Source organism: Myxococcales bacterium (assembly GCA_016717005.1).
GTDB lineage: Bacteria > Myxococcota_A > Polyangia > Haliangiales > Haliangiaceae > UBA2376.
This window is the reverse complement of the sequence record JADJUF010000001.1, coordinates 1,194,776-1,214,323: the sequence shown is the minus strand read 5'-3', so window position 1 is coordinate 1,214,323 and position 19,548 is coordinate 1,194,776. Positions and strand designations below refer to the sequence as shown.

16 protein-coding genes are annotated in these 19,548 nt (G+C 74.0%); 9 read left to right on the top strand and 7 right to left on the bottom strand.

What is annotated here, in order from left to right:
• Positions 1-103 precede the first annotated feature (103 nt).
• The 6 genes from IPL61_05120 (at position 104) to IPL61_05095 (ending at position 8,306) form a co-directional block, all read left to right on the top strand.
• The gene (locus IPL61_05120) at positions 104-817 is read left to right on the top strand and encodes a hypothetical protein (protein ID MBK9030710.1); all 714 of its coding nucleotides are present in this window, start codon (positions 104-106) and stop codon (positions 815-817) included.
• Positions 818-892: 75 nt separating this feature from the next.
• Positions 893-2,266: a cystathionine beta-synthase gene (locus IPL61_05115; GenBank protein MBK9030709.1), complete on the top strand. Its 1,374-nt coding sequence runs from the start codon at positions 893-895 to the stop codon at positions 2,264-2,266.
• A gap of 406 nt (positions 2,267-2,672) precedes the next feature.
• A complete protein-coding gene (locus IPL61_05110; protein ID MBK9030708.1) occupies positions 2,673-4,655 on the top strand; it encodes a hypothetical protein in 1,983 nt (660 codons plus the stop codon).
• Positions 4,656-4,735: 80 nt separating this feature from the next.
• On the top strand, positions 4,736-5,854 hold the full coding sequence (locus tag IPL61_05105; protein ID MBK9030707.1) for a hypothetical protein: 1,119 nt from the start codon (positions 4,736-4,738) through the stop codon (positions 5,852-5,854).
• Positions 5,854-7,149 carry a metallophosphoesterase family protein gene (locus IPL61_05100; GenBank protein ID MBK9030706.1) on the top strand — a complete coding sequence of 432 codons (1,296 nt, stop codon included), beginning with the start codon at positions 5,854-5,856 and terminating at the stop codon, positions 7,147-7,149. The genes IPL61_05105 and IPL61_05100 overlap by 1 nt, the downstream gene beginning before the upstream one ends.
• A complete protein-coding gene (locus IPL61_05095; protein MBK9030705.1) occupies positions 7,146-8,306 on the top strand; it encodes a hypothetical protein in 1,161 nt (386 codons plus the stop codon). The genes IPL61_05100 and IPL61_05095 overlap by 4 nt, the downstream gene beginning before the upstream one ends.
• A gap of 126 nt (positions 8,307-8,432) precedes the next feature.
• Here IPL61_05095 and IPL61_05090 read toward each other — a convergent pair whose 3' ends face one another.
• From IPL61_05090 to IPL61_05070, 5 genes are all read right to left on the bottom strand, one after another.
• Positions 8,433-8,657: a tetratricopeptide repeat protein gene (locus IPL61_05090; GenBank protein ID MBK9030704.1), complete on the bottom strand. Its 225-nt coding sequence runs from the start codon at positions 8,655-8,657 to the stop codon at positions 8,433-8,435.
• Positions 8,654-9,856: a hypothetical protein gene (locus tag IPL61_05085; GenBank protein ID MBK9030703.1), complete on the bottom strand. Its 1,203-nt coding sequence runs from the start codon at positions 9,854-9,856 to the stop codon at positions 8,654-8,656. The genes IPL61_05090 and IPL61_05085 overlap by 4 nt, the downstream gene beginning before the upstream one ends.
• Before the next feature lie 350 nt (positions 9,857-10,206).
• Positions 10,207-11,466, bottom strand: coding sequence for a hypothetical protein (locus IPL61_05080; GenBank protein MBK9030702.1), 1,260 nt, complete (start codon positions 11,464-11,466; stop codon positions 10,207-10,209).
• Positions 11,467-11,498: 32 nt separating this feature from the next.
• Positions 11,499-12,191, bottom strand: coding sequence for a hypothetical protein (locus IPL61_05075; GenBank protein ID MBK9030701.1), 693 nt, complete (start codon positions 12,189-12,191; stop codon positions 11,499-11,501).
• 241 nt (positions 12,192-12,432) lie between these two features.
• A complete protein-coding gene (locus tag IPL61_05070; protein ID MBK9030700.1) occupies positions 12,433-13,752 on the bottom strand; it encodes a hypothetical protein in 1,320 nt (439 codons plus the stop codon).
• Between the two features lie 59 nt (positions 13,753-13,811).
• Here IPL61_05070 and IPL61_05065 point away from each other — a divergent pair, with 59 nt between their 5' ends.
• Complete coding sequence (locus tag IPL61_05065; protein MBK9030699.1) at positions 13,812-14,990, top strand: CotH kinase family protein; 1,179 nt, start codon at positions 13,812-13,814, stop codon at positions 14,988-14,990.
• Positions 14,991-15,011: 21 nt separating this feature from the next.
• Here IPL61_05065 and IPL61_05060 read toward each other — a convergent pair whose 3' ends face one another.
• Both IPL61_05060 and hemN read right to left on the bottom strand, forming a co-directional pair.
• Positions 15,012-15,152: a hypothetical protein gene (locus IPL61_05060; protein ID MBK9030698.1), complete on the bottom strand. Its 141-nt coding sequence runs from the start codon at positions 15,150-15,152 to the stop codon at positions 15,012-15,014.
• A gap of 32 nt (positions 15,153-15,184) precedes the next feature.
• Positions 15,185-16,510 (bottom strand): oxygen-independent coproporphyrinogen III oxidase, encoded by a 1,326-nt coding sequence (gene hemN, locus IPL61_05055; protein MBK9030697.1) that lies wholly within the window; start codon positions 16,508-16,510, stop codon positions 15,185-15,187.
• Between the two features lie 215 nt (positions 16,511-16,725).
• Between hemN and IPL61_05050 the strand changes: the two genes are divergently transcribed.
• Together IPL61_05050 and IPL61_05045 are read left to right on the top strand one after the other, a co-directional pair.
• Entirely contained in the window at positions 16,726-18,168 is a 1,443-nt protein-coding gene (locus IPL61_05050; protein MBK9030696.1) for a sigma-54-dependent Fis family transcriptional regulator, read from the top strand.
• The gene (locus tag IPL61_05045; protein ID MBK9030695.1) at positions 18,165-19,343 is read left to right on the top strand and encodes a hypothetical protein; all 1,179 of its coding nucleotides are present in this window, start codon (positions 18,165-18,167) and stop codon (positions 19,341-19,343) included. The genes IPL61_05050 and IPL61_05045 overlap by 4 nt, the downstream gene beginning before the upstream one ends.
• Positions 19,344-19,548: the final 205 nt, after the last annotated feature.

Sequence of the window (19,548 nt, the reverse complement as noted above, 5' to 3'; positions counted from 1 at the left end):
TCTGGGCTGTGTCCCCTGGTTGCACAGCCGCGGCGGCGGGACGGGCGCGCGCGAGTGATGTCGGCGACCTTCGGCGGGCACGTCGCGTGCTTCGTCGGGTGTCATGCGCGACGCCCAAGCGATCCTGTTCGCCCTGTTCCTCGGCGCCCCGCTCGTCGCCTGCGGTGGCGGGGCGCTGTCCCCCGGCGTCGGCGACGACCCCGGCACCGGTTCGGTGACGCTCCTGGTCGACGCCGAGGTCAACGCCCGGCCGATCCTCACCAACGCCCGCGACGGGCAGGACTTCACGACCGAGTTCCACGTCCAGATCGAGAAGGCCGGGACGACCGTGACGACCGGCTCGGTGATCGTCCGGTCCAGCGAGGGCGAGGTGGCGCTGGTCTACGGCGGCGACTCGAACCGCTGGAACGGGGCCCAGGTCGGCTACTGGGAGGTCTACGAGCTCGACGTGACCTCGGGCTCCGACTTCGTCGAGGGGGTCCGGGTCGACGGCCCGGCCCTGCACTCGTTCACGGCGCCGCAGGCGGGCGCCACGGTCGACGCGCTGGTGCCGCTCCAGGTCGACTGGAAGCGGGGCGAGGCCGCCGACGCGGCGTCGATCGAGACCGAGCAGATCGACTCGCTGTCGATCGCCGACACCGGCTCGTTCATGCTCCCGGCCGGCAGCCTCAAGAGCACCTCGTCCCAGGTCGAGCAGGAGCGGATCCGGGTCGAGCGGTCGCAGCGGGTCACGCCGACCGGCGCGGTCGGCGGCTCGCAGATGCGGGTCGAGATCCGCAACGAGATCGAGATCCTGGTCCAGGCCACCGGCCTGTGACGGGGGGCCGGGCGGGCTGACGGCGCCGGCGCCGGTGCCTTCCATCGCCGGGGCGGCCGTGTAGTATGCGCGGCCATGAGCACCCGCGACCACATCCTGCCGTCGATCCTCGACGCTGTCGGCGAGACGCCGATGGTGCGCCTGAACGCCGTCACCGCCGGCCTCGAGTGCGAGGTCGTCGCGAAGTGCGAGTTCATGAACCCGGGCGGATCGATCAAGGATCGCATCGGCGTGCGCATGCTGCTCGACGCCGAGAAGGCGGGACGCATCAAGCCGGGTGACACGCTGATCGAGCCGACCTCGGGCAACACCGGCATCGGCATGGCGCTGGCGGCCGCGGCCCGCGGCTACCGGATGATCATCACGATGCCGGAGAAGATGTCGCAGGAGAAGCAGGTCGTGCTCGAGGCGCTGGGCGCCGAGATCATCCGGACCCCGACCGAGGCCGCGTGGGACGCGCCCGAGAGCCACATCGGCGTCGCCCGGCGCCTGCAGTCGGTGATCCCGAACTCGCACATCCTCGACCAGTACGGCAACCCGTCGAACCCGCTCGCGCACGAGGAGGGCACCGGCCGCGAGATCATCGCCCAGACCGGCGGCCAGTTCGACGCGGTCGTGATGACCGCCGGCACCGGCGGGACGATCACCGGCGTGGCCCGGGTGATCAAGCGCGAGGTCCCCAACGCCCAGGTCATCGGCGTCGATCCCGAGGGCTCGATCCTGGCCGGCCCCGGCGAGATCAAGAGCTACAAGGTCGAGGGCATCGGCTACGACTTCATCCCCGACGTCCTCGACCGGACCCTGGTCGATCGCTGGATCAAGAGCAACGACAAGGACTCGTTCCGGGTCGCGCGCCAGCTGATCCGGCAGGAGGGCCTGCTCGTCGGCGGCTCGTCGGGCTCGGCGGTGTGGGCGGCGCTGCAGGTCGCGCGCGAGCTCGGCGCCGGCAAGCGCGTCGTCGTCGTGCTGCCCGACTCGATCCGCAACTACCTGTCGAAGTTCGTCGACGATCGCTGGATGCGCCAGCAGGGCTTCCTCAAGGCCGACTGGGAGGTCGGCACGATCGCCGACGTGGTCCGCGCCCTGGGCCCGCGCGAGGTCATCACGGTCGCGGCCGACGCCAAGGTCGGCCACGCGACCGCGCTGTTCAAGGATCGCGGCATCAGCCAGGTGCCGGTGCTCGATCAGGGCCGCCTGGCCGGCATCCTGACCGAGAGCGACATGCTCCACGCCCTGGTCAGCGGCCGGGTCAACGCCGACACGATCGTGGCCGAGGTCATGGTGCGCAAGGTCTCGACCGTGGCGATGCACGCCTCGTCGAGCGAGCTGCCGTCGATCTTCGAGCGCGGCGAGGTGGCGCTGGTGGTCGACGGCGACCGCCACGTGGTGGCGCTGCTGACCAAGATGGACCTGATCGAGATGCTCGCGGCCCGGCGCCGTCCCAGCTGAGTCTCCAGGGAGGCCTGTCGCCAGGTCGCCAGGCCTCCCCTCGTCGGGGGCAAGCCCCGACGAGCCTCCCCTCCGAGACGCGAAGCTCCCGGCGCAGGGACCGGTGCTCGACCGAAAGAACTGACAAGCGCTGAGGTCCCAGGGCGGCCGGTCGCCAGCCTCCCCAGGCAGGCGCACGGGAACCCGGAGGCCGAGCCCCGACGCGCCGCTCCTCCGCGACGCGAGGCGCCCGCCGCGTCGACCCACGCGCGACCGAAACACCGACGCACGCTGAGGCGCCAGGGTGGCCGGACCGGCCGGCGGCGCCGTCGGCCCGCGCACGGCTCGTCGCCGAGGCCGTGGCGGCCGCCACGGGGGCACACTTCCGGCCCCGGATTCGATCGCGCCGGTGATACGGTGCCCGACCATGGGTCGTCCTACCAGCCTGGCTTGTCTCGTCGTGTTCCTCGGCGCCGCCGCGTGCGGCGATGACGGCACCACGCCGCCCCCGGGCGGCATCCCCGCGGAGTGCAACCCGCTCGGGGGCGTCACCTGCCTGTTGCCGTGGCCGTCGGCCGCGTACGAGGTCGCCGACGCGACGACGGCCAGCGGCGTCCGCCTGGCGCTGCCGCTCGAGGCGATGCCGGTCAACATCGATCAGGTCGCGATCGACCCGGTGCCGTACAACCGCTTCGACGGGTTCCCGCCGTCGGCGCCGATCCTGGTGGTCATGCCCAACGGCATCGCCGGCGCCGGCCTGCCGCCGCCCGAGGATCCCGACGCCTCGCTGGCGGCGACCTCGCCGATCGTGCTGTGGAACATGGACACCCACACCCGGGCGCCGTTCTTCGCCGAGATCGATCAGAACGTCGAGCAGCCGACCGAGCGGGCGCTGATCATCCGGCCGCTGATCCGCCTGGCGCCGGCCAGCCACTACGCCGTGTTCCTGCGCGACACGCTCAAGGACGTCGACGGCGCGGCCCTGGCCCCGCCGCCGGCGTTCGCGGCGCTGCGCGACGACGGCGCCTACGAGCACCCGCGGCTCGGGCGCGATCGCTACCCGGCGATCTTCGCCGAGGCGACCACCGCGGGGCTGACCAAGGCCGAGCTGGTGCTGGCGTGGGACTTCCACACCGCGTCCGACGAGTTCCTGACCGCCGACCTGCTGGCGATGCGGACGACCGGGCTGGCCGCGATGGGCCCGGTCGGCGCCAACCTGACCTTCACCGCGACCAGCCGCGCCGCCAACCCGACCCGCGTGTCCCAGGCCTACGTCGGCACGTTCACGTCGCCCGACTTCCTGACCAACGGCGAGGCCGACAACTCGATCCTGCGCCGCGACGGCGCCGGCGTGCCGCAACAGCAGGGGATGCGCGACGCCAACTTCGCCGCGATCATCCCGAAGTGCGCCGAGACCGCGCCGCTGCCGCTGCCGGTGGTGGTGTTCGGCCACGGCCTGTTCGGCTCGGGCTCGGACTACCTCGACGACGACTTCCTGCAGAAGGTCGCCGATCAGTACTGCTACGTGGTCTTCGGCGGCGACTTCATCGGCCTGACCGATCGCCAGTTCACCGTCGCGGCGCTGGCCGCCAACGATCTCAACAAGGGCAGCTGGATCACCGAGAAGCTGGCGCAGTCGGTGATCGACTTCATCGCGCTCGAGCACGCGATCCGCGGGCCGATGCGGACCGCGCCCGAGTTCAAGCTCGGCGGCGTCGCCGGCGGCGCCGAGATCATGGACGCCAGCCGCGTCTACTACCTGGGCGGTTCGCTCGGCGGGATCATGGGCAACGTCTTCATGGCCTACGATCCGACGATCACCCGCGGCGCGCTGGGCGTGCCCGGCGGCGCGTGGACGATGCTGTTCGAGCGGTCGATCGCCTGGACCGCGCTCAAGGGCGCGGCCACCGGCGCCTACCCCGACCCGCTCGTCTACGAGCTGCTGGTCAACCTGCTCGGCATGAAGTTCGAGCCGTACGATCCGATCACCACGTCGGGCCGCGTGATCAACGACCCGCTGCCGAACACGCCGGCCAAGCAGATCCTCATGTGGGAGGCGATCGGCGACTGCCTGGTCAGCAACTACTCGACCGAGACCGTGGCCCGGACGATGGGCCTGTCGCTGATCACGCCGTCGGTGCGGACGCCGTGGGGCATCCCGCCGGCGACCGGCACGATCACCTCGGCGATGACCGTGCTCGACGAGCACCCCAGCCCGCTGCCGCCGTCGACCACCAACGCCCAGCCGATCGAGGACAACGGCACGCACTCCGGCGTCAACAAGCGCCAGGCGGTGCTCGATCAGGTCCGCGCGTTCATCCTCGATGGCACGATCACCCAGACCTGCCAGGTCGGCGGCACCGCGACCGCGTGCGACTGCGCCACCGGCGCGTGCGGCCCGCGGCTCTGACCCGCGCGCACGTGGGCGCCGTCGCCGAGCTGTCACCGGGCCGCGACCGCGGCGCCCCCGCGCGCGTGCGACCGTCGGGCGTGCGCGTCCTCGCCAGCTTGCTCGCGGTCCCGCTCTTGGCCGCCCCGGTCGGCGCCGAGCCGGCCCCGGCGGTCGAGCCCGCGCGCGTGGCCGGCTTCACGCTCCACGGCGGCGGCTACCTGCAGCCGCAGCTGCGCGTGCGCCAGGACGATCCGGTGGCGCCGTTCGACGAGGACGGCTTCCGGGTGCGGCGCGCGCGGGTGATCGCGGGCGCGACGCGGGAGCTCGACCGCGTCAAGGTCGAGGTCGCGGCCGAGGCCGAGCTGACGCCCGACTTCCGGCTCCTCGACGCCTCGGTCGCGGCGTCGTCGTGCCTGATCAACGGCGGCGGCTGGCGGCTCGAGGCCGGCCAGTTCAAGGTGCCGGTGTCGCGCCAGGCGCTCCTGTCGGACAGCCGGCTCGGCTTCGTCGACAAGCCCGAGCTGGCCAGCCTGGCGCCCGACCGCCAGCTCGGGGCCATGGCCACGGTGATCGTCCCGAACGCGCCGATGGCGCGGGTGTCGGCCGGGCTGTGGAACGGCGAGGGCGTCAACCAGGGCGGCAACGTCGACCAGCACTTCCTCTACGCCGGCCGGTTCGAGCTGCGGGTCCTCGGCCGTGACGTCGCGCTGGCCGAGTCGGCGCTCGGCGGTCGGTTCGCCTGGCTGGGCGCGTCGGCGGCGCGGCAGCGCCAGGACGCCGGCGACGGCCTCGAGGACCAGACCACGCTCGGCGCCGACGTCGCGGTCGCGGTCGCGGGCGCGTCGGGGACGTTCGAGTACCTGCAGGTCGAGCACGCGTTCGTCAACGCCAGCCGCCCCGACTACCGCGCCAACGGCGTGGTCGTGCAGGCCGCCTACCTGCTGCCGCGCTGGGGCCTGCCGGGGCGGATCGAGCTGGCGGCCCGCTGGGAGGAGATCGATCGCAACGACGCCGTGCCGATCGTCCGGCGCGGCGATCCCGATCAGTCGCTGCGCTCCTACACCGCCGGCGCGACCTGGTACCTCGACGGCCACGACCTCAAGGTCCAGGCCACCGCGTCGTCGATCCAGGAGGTCGAGGATCAGGACGCCCTGGGCCGCGACGCCCGCTACGCCAACGACACCCTGCTGGTGCAGGTCACCGCCCGGATCGACTGATGCGCGCCCTCACCCTCGTCCCGCTCGTCTCGCTGACCGCCGCGACCGCGTGCGTCGCCGGCAACCCGCTGCCCGATCGCCCCTACGTCGATCGCCTCGGCGGTTCGATCGTCCCGCCCGGCTGCCCGCACACGATGGTCACCCGCTTCGGCGTCGAGGCGCCCGGCCTGCCCGGCACGGTCGTCGGCGCCGATCCCACGATCGGCCAGGTCCACCTCGGCCTCGTCGGAGATCCCCGCACCTCGATGGTGGTCGACTGGCGGACCGCCGACGACGCCACCACCACCGGCACGGTCCGGTTCGGCGTCGGCACCGCGCTCGACCTCGCCGCGCCCGGCCTGACCTTCACGTACGCCGCCGACTTCGGCAACGGCGCGATCGTGCGCATGCACGAGGCCCACCTGTGCGGGCTCACCGCCGACACGGTCTACAGCTACCAGATCGAGGCCGCCCCCGGGGTCACGTCGCCGACGTACCAGTTCCGGACCGCGCCCGATCCGGCGCTGACGCCCGACGCCGAGGTGACGATCGGCGCGGTCGGCGACAGCCGCGACGGCTACGACGTCTGGGCCCAGGTCGTCGATCAGCTGATCGCGCGCGCGCCGGACGTGATCGTGTTCTCGGGCGACGCGGTGACCCTGGGCCAGCAGCAGCGCGAGTGGGACGAGTTCTTCATCGCCGCCGAGCCGCTGTTCACGCGAGTGCCGGTGGTGTCGGTCCACGGCAACCACGACATCAACGCGCCCAACTACTACGCCCAGCTGGCGATGCCGGGCGACGAGGAGAACTACAGCTTCGACTACGGCCACGCCCACCTGGTCGTCGTCAACGACACCCCCGAGCAGCTGGCCGACCTGACGGGTAAGATCCCGGCGTTCCTCACCGCCGACCTGGCGGCCCACGCCTCCGCGCCATGGCTGATCGTCAACCACCACCGCCCGGTCTACTCGGCCTCGACCCGCCACGGGTCGGACACGACCCTGCGCGACACCTGGGCGCCGATCTTCGATCAGGCCCAGGTCGATCTGGTGCTCAACGGCCACGACCACGACTACGAGCGCACCAAGCCGATGCGCGGCAACCAGGTCGCCGCCAGCGCGGCCGACGGCACGATCTACGTGGTCTCGGGCGGGGCCGGGGCCGAGCTCTACGAGAACGGGTCCGACTTCTGGACCCAGACCTCGGCGTCGCTGCACTCGGCGACGGTCGCGCGCGTGCGGGCCGCGCAGCTGGCGTTCGAGGCGTTCGACCAGTCGGGCGCGGCGGTCGACGCCTTCACGATCGTCCGCCCGTGATCCGCTGGTGGGCGGGCGCGGCGCTGGTGCTGGCGATCGTCGTCGCGCTCGGCGGGCGGAGCCGCGCCGACGACGCGACCGATCAGGCCGCGTTCACCGCGGCGGCGCAGCGCCTGGCCGCCGGCGACGCCGTCGGCGCGCGCGCCGCGTTCGAGGCCCTGGCCGCGGCGGCGCCGACCGGGCGCTGGGCCGACGACGCGCTGGCCGAGGCCGCGGCGCTGGCCGAGCAGGCGGGCGATCTGACGGGGGCGCGCGCGCTGTGGGGCCGGATCGTCGCCGAGCACGCCGACGGTCGGCTGGCGCGGCGGGCCCAGGCGCGGCTCGACGCGCTGGTCGCCGCGGGCGGGCGAGACGGGCGCTTCGACGCGCTCGCCGCCGAGCACGAGCGGCTGGTGCGCGCGGCCGGCGCCGCCGAAGATCCGCACGCCGCGCTCGCGGCCCTGGCGGCCATGCTCGACGAGCACCTCGACTACCCGCGCTGGTTCGCGGCGGCGCTGTGGCTGGGCGAGGCGTGGGGCCGCATCGGCGAGCGCGATCGCGCGGCGACCTGGCTGGCGCGCGCGGCGGCCGCGGCGCCGGGGCCGCGCGAGCGGTTCCGCGCCGAGCTGGCCCAGGCCGATCTCGCCGCCGCCGCCGGCGACTTCGCGCGGGCCCGCCGGCTGATCGCGGCGCTGACCCCGCCCGACGACGCGGCCGCGGCGGCCCGGGACGAGCTGGCGGTCGAGGTCGCGCGGCGCGCCGGGCGGCGCCGGCTGCGGCTGCTGGCGTGGGGGCTGCTCGTCGCGCTCGCGGTGGCCGCGGCGGTCGTGCTACGGGTGCACCGGCGCTCGTGGCGCGCGGCCGCGCGCGGGCTGTGGCCGCCGCCGGTCGAGGTCGCCTACCTGGCGCCGGTCGCGCTCGGCCTGGCGCTGGTGGCCGAGACCGGCAACCCGATGGCGGCGCGCGCGGTCGAGCACATCCTGCTGGGGGCGGTGACCCTGGCGTGGACCGCGGGGGCGGTGACGCGGGCGTGGGCGCGCCCGGGCGTCGTCGTCCGGATCGGCTTCGCGCTCGCGGTGCTGGCGGCGGTGGCGGCGGTGGTCTGGCTCGCCGTCGATGACGACCAGCTGCTCGATCTGCTGCTCGAGACCTGGCGCAGCGGCCACGACCTGCGCTGAGTCGCGCGGGCGGGCTGTCGCCAGGCCACGGCAGGTGCAGGGGGCGTCGCGTGCGTGGACTCGCCCGGCGCGCGTCGTCCCTCGGGCGAGCCCTGACCTCGCCCGAAAGACCGATCGGCGCTGAGCTCACCCGCCCAGGCGCGTCATCAGCTGGCGCGCCGCCGGGGACGTCGGATCGATCGCGAGCACCTCGCGCAGGTGCCAGCGCGCGCTGTCGACGTCGCGATCGGCGACGCACAGGAGCGCCAGCGCCACCATGGCCCGGGGCCACGGCCGCACGCCGCGGGTCGCGCGGGTCGCGGCCAGGCGCTCGCGTCGGGCGGCGGCCGCGGCGTCGGCGCCGCCGATCACCTCGACCCGGTAACGGGCCCAGGCCAGGCCGGTCTCGTAGTCGGGGTGGCCGGGTGGTGTCGGGCCGCCGCGGCCGCCTCCGACAGCGCCCGGTGCGGATCACCCGCGGCCAGCGCCTGCTGGGCCCGGGCGTAGGCCTCGCCCGCGGCGCGGGTGGTGCTGGTGTCGACCGCCCACGCGGTCCGGATGTCCGCCCAGTGGTCGCGCAGCCAGTCGTTGTAGCGACCGCGCGACGCGATGTCGAGCAGCACCTTGCGCGCGCGCTCGACCTGATCCCAGCACGGCCCGGCCAGCGCGGCGCAGTCGCCGAGGTCGTGGCCGCTGGTGGCCCCGAGGCCGTAGCGGCGCTCGAGCAGCGCGACGGCGGTCATGATGTCCTCGGTCTCGGCCGCCGGCGGCACCTCGAGCACGTCGTAGAACGTGGCCCGGCTCAGGCGTTCGGTCCGCGCCCGCAGGTGGGCCCGCAGCTCGGTCAGGCCGCGCCGCGCCGGCGTGGCCGTGTCGATCGGCTCGGGCGAGAACTCGATCGCGCCCAGCGAGCCCAGCACCCACAGGAGCCGGGCGGTCGCGTACGGATCGAGCGGGCCGGCGCGGACGATCGACTGGACGGTCCGGATCCCGGACAGGTGACCGAGGGTCTCGATCTCGGGGACGATCAGCGCGCGCGCCGAGCGCAGCTCGGCCACGACGTCGGTGGCGGTGGCGTAGGCCAGCGCGTGCCAGCGCAGCGCGGCGCGGGCCAGCTCGACGTCGACGGTGCGCGCCGCCGCGGTGACCTGCGCCAGGGGCGCGTCGGGCGGCAGGCCCAGCGCGCGCCGGGCCAGGCCCGGGCTGAGCCCGGCGGCCAGGCGCATCCGCGCGGCGCTGTCGATGGCCGCCGCGAGCTCGAGCGGGCTGGCGCTCGGCGAGCACAGCGGGATCCGGCACGCGGTCGTGTGGGCCGCCGCCGCCTGGGTCATGCCGAGGCCGAGGATGCCCGGTGGCGGGTCGAGCGCGCGCCAGGCCGCGACCGCCGCCGCCAGCGCGTCGCCGTCGCCGTCGGCGTCGACGACGACCACGTCCGGGGCCGGGTCGAGCGAGCCGTCGGGGCCGCCGGCCTGGGCCGGGGTCCAGCGCACGTCACGGCCGAGGCGCTCGAGGCCCTCCTGCGTGGGGATCCCGAGACCGACGTCGGCCAGCGCCAAGACGACCAGCGTCACACCGCCAGATCGTACACCCGACGATCGCTCCGCCCAACTAACCGGCCCGGATCCGGTCTCGACGTCGGCGCCAGCTCTGGCGCGGGGGCCGGCTCCGGTTCCGGTTCCGGTTCCGGCTCCGGCTCCGGCTCCGGCTCCGGCTCCGGCCTGGCTCCGATGCGCCGGCCGCTCCGGTTCCGGCTCCGGCTCCGGCTCCGGCTCCGGCTCCGGTTCCGGTTCCGGCTCCGGCTCCGGTTCCGGCTCCGGTTCCGGTTCCGGCTCCGGCTCCGATGCCGGCTCCGGCTCCGGCTCCGGCTCCGGCTCCGGCTCCGGCTCCGGCTCCGATGCCGGCTCCGGCTCCGGCTCCGATTTCAGAACGCGGTGCCGAGCTGGACGCTGATGGTCTGCTTGTCGTTGATGTCCGCGGTGCCGAGCAGGCCGGCCGGCCGCAGCGACCGGGCGTTCTGGTACGCGAACTGACCCTGCGCGCGCCAGCGCCGCCACAGGCCGCCGGCGACGCCGACGGTGATCTCGGTGGCGTCGTCGCGCGCGCGATCCGCGACCGGGTTGAGCCAGCCCAGGCCGAGGTACGGCTCGAAATAGCGCGCGTTCCGAGCGTGGCCACCGAGGCGGTAGCCGGCCACCAGCTCGGCCGCGGCGAAGGGGCGATCGGCGTCGCCGAGCTGCGCCACGCCGACGTGGCTGGTGCCGTAGATCGCGTCGCCCCACAGCCGCAGGCCGGCGCCGACCGCGGCCAGATCGACCTCGACCTCGAGGCCGACGTTCCAGTAGCGCCCGACCGCGCTGCCGTAGTTGACGACCCGCGACGCGCCGACCACGGCGACCGAGGCCGTCGAGGACGGCTCGACCGCGGCGCGCGCGGCCACGGTCAGCGCGCCGCCGTCGGCGACCAGCCCGGGCTGCTGACCGCCGATCGTGCGCACGCCCTGGGCGACCGCCGCCGTCACGGTCGGGCGCCACGGCCCGTGGCCGCGCCAGCGCAGCTCGACCGCGCTGCGGCGCCCGGTCGCGCCGAGGCCGTCGGCGAGCACGTCGGCGACCATGCCGCGGCCGATCGTCGGCAGCGTCCACGACGACGTCGTCTCGACCGCCCCGACCGGCAGCTTCATGCGGCCGGCGCGGACGCGCAGGCCGTGATCGAGGTCGAGCTCGACGTAGGCGTCGCGCACGCTGCCGCGCGCGGCCTCGAACGTGACCTCGGCCTTGACCTGCTCGTGCCACTGGTACTCGACGCCGATGCGGGCGCTGGCGAGGGTCAGCTCGCTGACCCAGGCGCCGGGCCCGAGGGCGGTCTCCTCGGCCGCGGCGGCCCCGCGCGCGAACACGCGGCCGGTGACCTTGAGGTCATCGCCCTTCTTGCGCTTGGCCGCGGTCTTGGCCGCCTTCTTCTGCTCGTGCGCAGCCGCGACCGCCTCGGCGTCGGCCGCCGCTTCCGCTGCGGCCTCGGCGTCGGCCGCCGCGGCCTCGGCGTCGGCCGCCGCGGCAGGTGCGGCTGCGGGGGTGTCGGCGGGCGCGTCGGCCGGCGCGCTGGTGGGGTCGTCGGCGTGGGCCGACGGGATGGCGGGCGCGGCGAGCGCGAGCGCGACGAGGACGGGGATCGGGTGCTTCATGGGGACGGCGCGGCGATCGTACACGCCGGACCTCACGGCAACGTGAAGGACACCAGCTCCTCGGTCTGGTCGCCGGTCTCCTTGACCTTGCCGACGCCCGCCACGAACCAGTACATCTTGTCGGCCGTGCCCGAGGTGATCTTGTGCAGGCGCAGCGCGGTGTACGTGCCCGACGGCACCGTCACCGACTCGGCCGTGGCCTCGACCGTCCAGGTCTCGTCCTTGGCGATCGTCGTCGTGATGTTCGCGCTGTCGGTCGTGACCTCGGTGTACGCCACCTGCCAGCTCGCGCCCATCGCCAGGTGCGCGGGGGTCTCGTCGATGCGGATCTTGTCGGGCGAGTAGATCGTGTCGACGTTCATCACGTTGGCGAGGTCGAAGGTCTGCTCGCGGTGGCGGGTGATGCTGGTGCAGCGGTCCTCCTGCCAGCTGACGGTGAAGCCGTCGGTCTTGGCGGTGCGCACGCGCAGCGCGGTGATGCCGGTCTTGGCCCCGCCGACGTCCTCGAGCGCCTCGACCGTGGTGCTCTTGTCGACCGGGGTGCCGACCAGCGGCGTGACGCGGTAGGTCCAGGTGGCGCCGACCTCGAGCGGCAGGTAGCGCTGGGCCCGGGGCGTCGTGCAGACGATCGGTCCGGCGTCGGGGCCGTCGGTCGGGGCGTCGTCCCCGCACGCGGCGGCGCCGACGACGAACAGGAGAGCGGCGAGCGTACGACCAGCGGACATGGAGACCTCGGGCAAGCTAGGGGACGCGTCGCGTGGTCGCGACGTCACACGATTGTATCGCTGCCGCCACGCGGTCGCGACGTCCGCCGCACGCGAGGTGACCGCGACCACCGGTTGTACGAAACGTTCACACCTGCGCAAGGCCGACGGTGGCCGCCCGGCGCTCACCCTGCGGTCAGGTCGCTCACGACCAGCGCGCTGAAGAACAGGACCTGCGCACGGTCACGGCGTGCGCGTGCGCTCACCCCGCGGCCAGGTAGCTCACGACCAGCGCGCCGAAGAACAGCACCAGCCCGACGCCGACCAGGAACAGCGGGTCGCGCAGCAGCGCGCGGCGGCGCGGCGGCGGCGGCAGGGCGATGAAGGCCGCGGCGGCGGGCGCGGGCGGCGGCGCCGGCGGCGCGAAGCCCCCGACGGGCGGCGGCGGCAGCCCGATGAAGGCCGCGGCCGCGTGCGGGGGCGGCCGCGACGGCGGGCCCGCGCGCCCGGTCGGCGCGCCCGGCCCGGGCGGCTGGGGCGGCGGAGCGGCGCTCGGCGGCACGACCGGCACCTGCGCGATCTCGGTGGCCTCGTCGAGCGCGGCCACGGTCATCGTCGGCGCGACCGGGGCCGCGGCCGGCACCAGCGCGTTGGGGCCCGGCCGCGCGGGCGGCGGGCGCGTCATCGGTCGAGGGACCGACACCGAGATCACGTCGAAGCCGCTGGCGCTGCTCGGCTCGCTGCGATCGAGGACCGACTCGACCGGCATCCACCGCGGCGCGCCGGCGGCGGCGCCCCTGGGCGCCCACAGGCTGTGATCGGGCCGCGGCGGCAGCGGCGTCGGCGCCGGCACCTGCTCGGGCAGGTAGCGGTGGATCATCGCGGCGACCTGATCCGGCCCCGCGCCGAGGCCCTCGTTGATGACACACCGCTCGAGCGCGGACCGCAGCTCCTCGGCGGTCTGGAAGCGCTTGGCCGGATCGGGCGCCAGCGCCTTGCGCAGCACGTCCTCGATCGACTGCGGCACGTACGGCACCGCCTGCGACGTCGGCACCGGGATCGCGCCGTCGCGCAGCTTCAGGCCGGTGGCGGCGCGCAGCAGCGTGGCCGCGAGCGCGAACACGTCGACCCGGCGGTCGACCGGCGCGCCGTCGGCGCGCTGCTCCGGCGCGGCGTACCGCGGATCGGGGCGGGGCGCGCCGCGGGTCGCGCACAGGCGCTCGAGCCCGGCGACCCGGCCGACGCCGTCGTCGCCGACGGTGATCAGCTCGGGCGCGAGCGTGCCGTGGATGAGCCGGACCGCGGTGCCGCGCGCGTCGCGCAGCTCGTGGATGAAGTGCAGGCCGCGCGCGCAGTCGCGGGTGATCGCCAGCAGCTCGGGCAGCGGCAGCCGCTCGGGGAACGCGGCGTCGAGCAGCGCGCCGAGGGCCCGGCCCGGCACCTGCTCGATCATCAGGCGCGGGCCCGCCGCGAGGTGGTGCACGCCGAGCACCCGCACGACGTTGGGGTGGCTGCCGTGGGTCGCCAGCCACGTCGCGCGGGTCGCCGACACAACCAGCGTGGCCGGGGCGGGAGCGTCCATCCGCCGCCTATGAAATCACACTTCGCCGATCGAGCGGCGGTCGCGGTACGCTCGGCGCGATGCGCTGGACCGCGATCGCGTGCGTGCTCACCGTCGCCTGTGGCGCCGCGCCGGCCGACAGCGCCGACGCCGGGCCTGGCCCCGACGCCGTGCCCTTCGACCCGAGCGCCGAGCTCTACGATCCGGCGGTGGTGCCGCGCTTCGAGCTGACGCTCGACCCGGCGGCCGTGGCCGCGCTCGAGACCGATCCGCGCACCTACGCCCGCGCGACCCTGCGCTACGGCGCCGAGGTCGTCACCGACATCGGCGTCCACATCAAGGGCGAGTGGAACTTCCGGCCGCTGTCGGCGAAGGCGGCCTGGAAGCTCAAGTTCGACGCGTTCGTCCCGGGCCAGCGCTTCCACGGCCTGGCCCGGATGACCCTCAACAACGCCCTCGAGGATCCATCGTGGGTGGCGGAGCGCCTGACCTACGATCTGTACCGCGGCGCCGCGCTGCCCGCGCCTCGCGCCAACGCTGCCTGGGTCACCGTCAACGGCGCCGCCTACGGCCTGTACATCAACGTCGAGACCGAGGACCGGCACCTGCTGGCTCGCTGGTTCGCCGACCCGTCCGGCAACCTGTACGAGGAGACCGGCGCCGAGTTCGAGCCGGGCAACGAGGACGGGTTCGAGCTCGAGACCAACGAGGCCGTCGCCGACAAGGCCGACCTGACCCGGCTGTTCGCCGCCGTCGCCGGCGCGTCCGACGCGACGTTCCAGGCCGACGTCGGCGCGGTGCTCGACCTGCCGGCGTTCCTCCGCTACTGCGCCTACGAGGCGGCGGTCTGGCAGTGGGACGGCTACTGCTACACGCGGTTCGGCCCCAACAACTTCCGCACCTACCACGAGCCCACCCGCGACCAGTTCTACCTGCTGCCGTGGGGCATGGACATGTCGTGGAAGCCGCACGAGCCGACCCTCGACATCTTCGACGCCCGCGGCCTCGTGCTCGAGCGATGCCTGGCGATCCCCGGGTGCCGCGCCGCCTACCGCGTCGAGCTGGCGGCGGTCGCCGATCGGCTCGACACGCTCGACCTCCCGGCCCGGGTCGACGCCTACGCCGCGCAGGCGCGGGCGTTGGTCGCCCTCGATCCCCGCAAGGAGATCGACGACGCCCGGTTCGAGGAGACGGTCGCGACGGTGCGCGCGGTCGCAGCTGGCCGCGCCGCCGATCTGCGGGCCCAGGTCGGGCCGTGAGCCATGCGACCGTGAGGCCGCTCAGGTCATCAGCACGACGACCATGACCATGATCAGGCCGACGGTGTAGAGGGTCCACAGGCACACCTCGACGCCGATCAGGAACGTCGAGCCGGTCGGGAAGGACGGAACCAGGCGCGGGGGGGCGGCGTCGTCGGTCATGTGCGAGTCCTGGGCAAGAGGCGATGCGAGGGTCAGACCGTCACCGAGCCGCGGCGGGTGCCGGGCTGGTGGTAGCGATCGAAGCGCGCGCAGACGTTGCGGATCAGCACCTGGCCCAGCGGGGTCGCGACCACCCGGTGGGCGGCGCGGTCGACCGTCGCCAGATCGGCGTCGTCGGCGAGCGCGGTCAGCGCGTCGGCGAAGTAGCCCTCGGCGTCGATGTCCCAGCGCTTGCCGAAGGCCTCGAGGTCGAGCTCGCCGGTGCACATCAGCGTCGAGATGGCGTCGCCGCGGATGCAGTCGTCGTGGGTCAACGCCAGGCCGCGGTGGACCGGCAGCTCGCCCTTGGCCAGGGCCTCGCTCCACGGGCCGACCTCGGCGTGGTTCTGCCAGTGGGCCCGCGGCGTCGACGAGATCGCCGACGCGCCCAGGCCGATCACGGCGTCGGCGAGGCGCTCGGCGTAGCCCTGGAAGTTGCGGGTCATGCGGCCGGTCGCGGCGGCCTGGGCCAGGCGCGAGGTCGGCTTGGCGAAGTGATCGAGGCCGAGCGCGACGTAGCCGGCGGCGCGCAGGCGGGCCGACGCCGCCAGCACCAGCGCCGCGCGCTCGTAGCGGTCGGGCAGGCGGCCCTTGCGCTCGAGCAGCCGCTGGTGTGGGCGCATCTCGGGGACGTGGGCGTAGCCGAACAGCGCGATGCGATCGGGGCCGAGCTCGACGACCGCGTCGATCGAGGTCAAGAGCGACTCCTCGGTCTGGCGCGGCAGCCCGTAGATCAGGTCCATGTTGAGGTCGTCAACACCGGCGGCCCGGACGCGCTCGACCAGGGCCCGGGTCTCGGCCACGCTCTGGTGGCGCCCGATCATCTCCTGGACCTGGGCGTCGAAGTCCTGGACGCCGATCGACACCGTATTCCAGCCGGCCGCGGCCAGCGCGTCGATCTGCTCGGGGGTGGTCGCGCGCGGGTCCAGCTCGATCGAGCGGCGTGCGTCGGGCGCGATCGTGAAGTACCGCTCGAGCGCCGACGCCAGCGCGCTCATGGCGCCCGGCTTGAGGAAGTTCGGGGAGCCGCCGCCGAGCGAGATCTCGGTGACCGGGGTCGGCGCGTCGAGCGCCTGGGCCACCCGCACCATCTCGGTCGCGAGCGTGTCGACGTAGCTATCGCCCCGGTCCCGGGCCCGGGTCACCGTGACGTTGCAGCCGCAGTACCAGCACAGCGACCGGCAGAACGGCACGTGCACGTACAGGGACAGTGGGGCGCCGACCTTGCCGAGCCGGGTCAGCTCGGCGAGGGCGAGCCGGTCGTTGACCGGGCCGAAGGCCGTGGCTGGTGGATAGCTGGTGTACCGAGGCGCGACCATGGCGCGATCGGCGATGGCCTCGGCAGTTGGGAGCACGACCGCACCTGCGAACATGCCGGGGTCCCTTTCACAACCCGTGCCTGGCGCAGGGCATGCGGTGGCGGGTGGCGGCGCGCAACGGGTGCGCAGCCCCTGGGTGCAGGTGTCGATTCGCGCAGGGATTGCGGAGACGCCCCCCCTCAACCCTGGCATGATTCTGGCTGTTGAAGCGCCCCGTGGCTCCCGGTCGAATTCTAGTCGTGGACGACGAGGTAAACGCTCGGACCGCGCTGGCCGAGCTGTTGTCCGAAGAGGGGTTCGACGTCGAGACTGCGGCCGACGCCTTCAAGGCGCTGGGCAAGGTCGAGGCGTTCGCACCTGATGTCGTGGTGACCGACCTGAAGATGCCCGGCATGGACGGCATCGAGCTGGTCAAGCGCCTGCGGGCCCTCGAGGACCCGCCGGTCGTTGTGGTGATGACTGCGTTCGGCGCTGTCCAGTCCGCGGTCGACGCGATGCGCGCCGGCGCCAGCGAGTACCTGACCAAGCCGATCAACATCGACGAGCTCCTGGTTTCTCTGACCCGGGTCCTGGAGCACCAGGCCTTGCGCCGCGAGACCCGCCAGCTGCGCCAGCGGGTCCGCGACCGGGTCGCCCCCGCCAACATCATCGGCGACAGCCCGGCGATGCAGCGCATCTTCGAGGTGATCGACCAGGCCGCGCCCAGCCGCGCGACGATCCTCATCACCGGCGAGAGCGGCACCGGCAAGGAGCTGGTCGCCAACGCCATCCACGACCGGTCGCCGCGCGCCGCCGGCCCGTTCGTCAAGCTGCACTGCGCGGCGCTGGCCGAGAGCCTGCTCGAGAGCGAGCTGTTCGGCCACGAGCGCGGGGCGTTCACCGGCGCGGTCGCCCGGCGCGACGGCCGGTTCCAGCAGGCCCACGGCGGCACCCTGTTCCTCGACGAGATCGGTGAGATCTCGCCGGCGCTGCAGGTCAAGCTCTTGCGGTTCCTGCAGGAGCACGAGTTCGAGCGGGTCGGCGGCGGGCAGACCATCCGGGTCGACGTGCGCATCGTCGCGGCGACCAACCGCGACCTGACCGAGGAGGTCGCCCGCGGGCGCTTCCGCGAGGATCTGTTCTACCGGCTCAACGTCGTCAGCCTGCACATGCCGTCGCTGCGCGAGCGCAAGACCGACATCCCGACCCTGGCGAAGTTCTTCCTCGATCGCTTCGCCAAGGAGAACGGCAAGGGCGTGACCGAGCTGGCGCCCGAGACCCTGGCGCTGCTGATGTCCCACGACTGGCCCGGCAACGTCCGCGAGCTCGAGAACGCGATCGAGCGCGCGGTCGTCATGGTGCAGGGGCCGCGCATCGAGCCCCGCCACCTGCCGGCCAACGTCCGCCCGGGCACCCCGATCCAGCCGGGCCTGCCGACGATCCCGGGCTCGACGCTGGCCCAGCTCGAGCGCTACGCGATCCTCGAGACGCTCCGGGCCACCGGCGGCTCGACCTCGAAGGCCGCCGAGATGCTCGGGGTCAGCGTCCGCACCATCCAGTACCGGCTCCACGAGTACAACGCCGCGCCGCGCTCCGAGGTCGAGGTCGCGAACCGCAAGGCCGGCGCCCGGCCCGACGATCCGCCGCTCATCCCAGGCACCCCGACGAGCCGCGAGTGAACGACTTCTTCGAGGAGTGCAAGGCCTACGTCGGCTTCACCGACGCCGACAGCGACCGGCTCGCGGCGCTGCCGCCGGTGCTGGCGCAGCACTACCACGGCATCTGCGATCGGTTCTACGACGCGGTCGCCGCCAGCCCGACCGCCTCCGCGATCCTGGGCGACCCCGCCCGCGCGGCCCGGCTGCGGGTCACGCTGATCGACTGGATGGACTCGGGCCTGCGCGGGCCCCACGACGAGGCCTACTACCAGAAGCGCTCGCGCATCGGCCAGCGCCACGTCGTGATCGGCCTGCCGCAGCAGTACATGTTCAACGCGATGAGCGTGGTCCGCGGCGAGTACGCGGCGCGGGTGTGGACGGCGCTGCCGCCCGACGAGGCTCACCAGGCGATCCTCACGATCGACAAGCTGTTCGACCTCGAGCTGGCGATCATGCTGCGGCACTACCAGCTCGACTCCGAGGCGCGCCTGCTCGCGCGCGAGCGCCGGATCCAGGACGAGAAGCTGGGCGCGATGCGCACGCTGACCGCGGGCCTGGCCCACGAGGTCCGCAACCCGCTCAACGCCGCCAAGCTGCAGCTCGAGCTCCTGAGCCGCCGGCTCAAGCGCACCGCCGACGACCCCAAGCTGCTCGAGCCGACCCGGCTGGTCCACGACGAGCTCGAGCGCCTGACCCGGCTGCTCAACGAGCTGCTGTCGTTCGCGCGGCCGTCGACCCTGGCCGTGGTCGAGCACGATCTCGTCGCGCTGGTCCGGCAGGTGCTCGAGATCGAGCGGCCGCTGGCGCTGGCCCGCGACATCGAGGTCGTGCTGGCCGGCGACCCCGGCATGGTCATGGCCGAGATCGACGCCGGCAAGGTCCACCAGATCGTCCAGAACCTGGTGCGCAACGCGATCGAGGCGGCGCCGCCGGGCGGCCACGTCGCGGTCGCGCTGACGACCCGGTACGAGCAGTTCGCGCTCGAGATCACCGACGACGGCGCCGGCATGGCGCCGGAGGTGCGGGCCCGGATCTACGAGCCGTTCTTCTCGACCAAGGAGAGCGGCACCGGCATGGGCATGGCGATCGTCCACAGCCTGGTGACCCAGCACGCCGGCGTGATCGACATCGCGTCGCAGCCGGGCGCGACCCGGATCACGGTCTCGATGCCGCGTCGTCAGGTGCGCGACGAGTAAGGGCCCGCGCGTGAACAAGTCGATCGAGGATCGCGGACGAGGCGCCCGGATGGCAAGGCGACGGCGAGGACCGGAGGGGAGCGTCCTCGTTGGACGTGACCCGAGGACCGGAGCCGGCAACGCAGCCAGCCGGGATGGATCGGCCGCGAGACCGACCGAGTTGTTCACGCGTGGGCCCTAAGCGCGTCGGTGCGCCGCCGGCGCG

Coding starts and splice junctions, on each gene's coding strand:
- IPL61_05120 (MBK9030710.1), top strand. CDS start 104: ATGCGCGACGCCCAAGCGATCCTGTTCGCCCTGTTCCTCGGCGCCCCG.
- IPL61_05115 (MBK9030709.1), top strand. CDS start 893: ATGAGCACCCGCGACCACATCCTGCCGTCGATCCTCGACGCTGTCGGC.
- IPL61_05110 (MBK9030708.1), top strand. CDS start 2,673: ATGGGTCGTCCTACCAGCCTGGCTTGTCTCGTCGTGTTCCTCGGCGCC.
- IPL61_05100 (MBK9030706.1), top strand. CDS start 5,854: ATGCGCGCCCTCACCCTCGTCCCGCTCGTCTCGCTGACCGCCGCGACC.
- IPL61_05080 (MBK9030702.1), bottom strand. CDS start 11,466: ATGAAGCACCCGATCCCCGTCCTCGTCGCGCTCGCGCTCGCCGCGCCC.
- IPL61_05075 (MBK9030701.1), bottom strand. CDS start 12,191: ATGTCCGCTGGTCGTACGCTCGCCGCTCTCCTGTTCGTCGTCGGCGCC.
- IPL61_05070 (MBK9030700.1), bottom strand. CDS start 13,752: ATGGACGCTCCCGCCCCGGCCACGCTGGTTGTGTCGGCGACCCGCGCG.
- IPL61_05065 (MBK9030699.1), top strand. CDS start 13,812: ATGCGCTGGACCGCGATCGCGTGCGTGCTCACCGTCGCCTGTGGCGCC.
- IPL61_05060 (MBK9030698.1), bottom strand. CDS start 15,152: ATGACCGACGACGCCGCCCCCCCGCGCCTGGTTCCGTCCTTCCCGACC.
- hemN (MBK9030697.1), bottom strand. CDS start 16,510: ATGGTCGCGCCTCGGTACACCAGCTATCCACCAGCCACGGCCTTCGGC.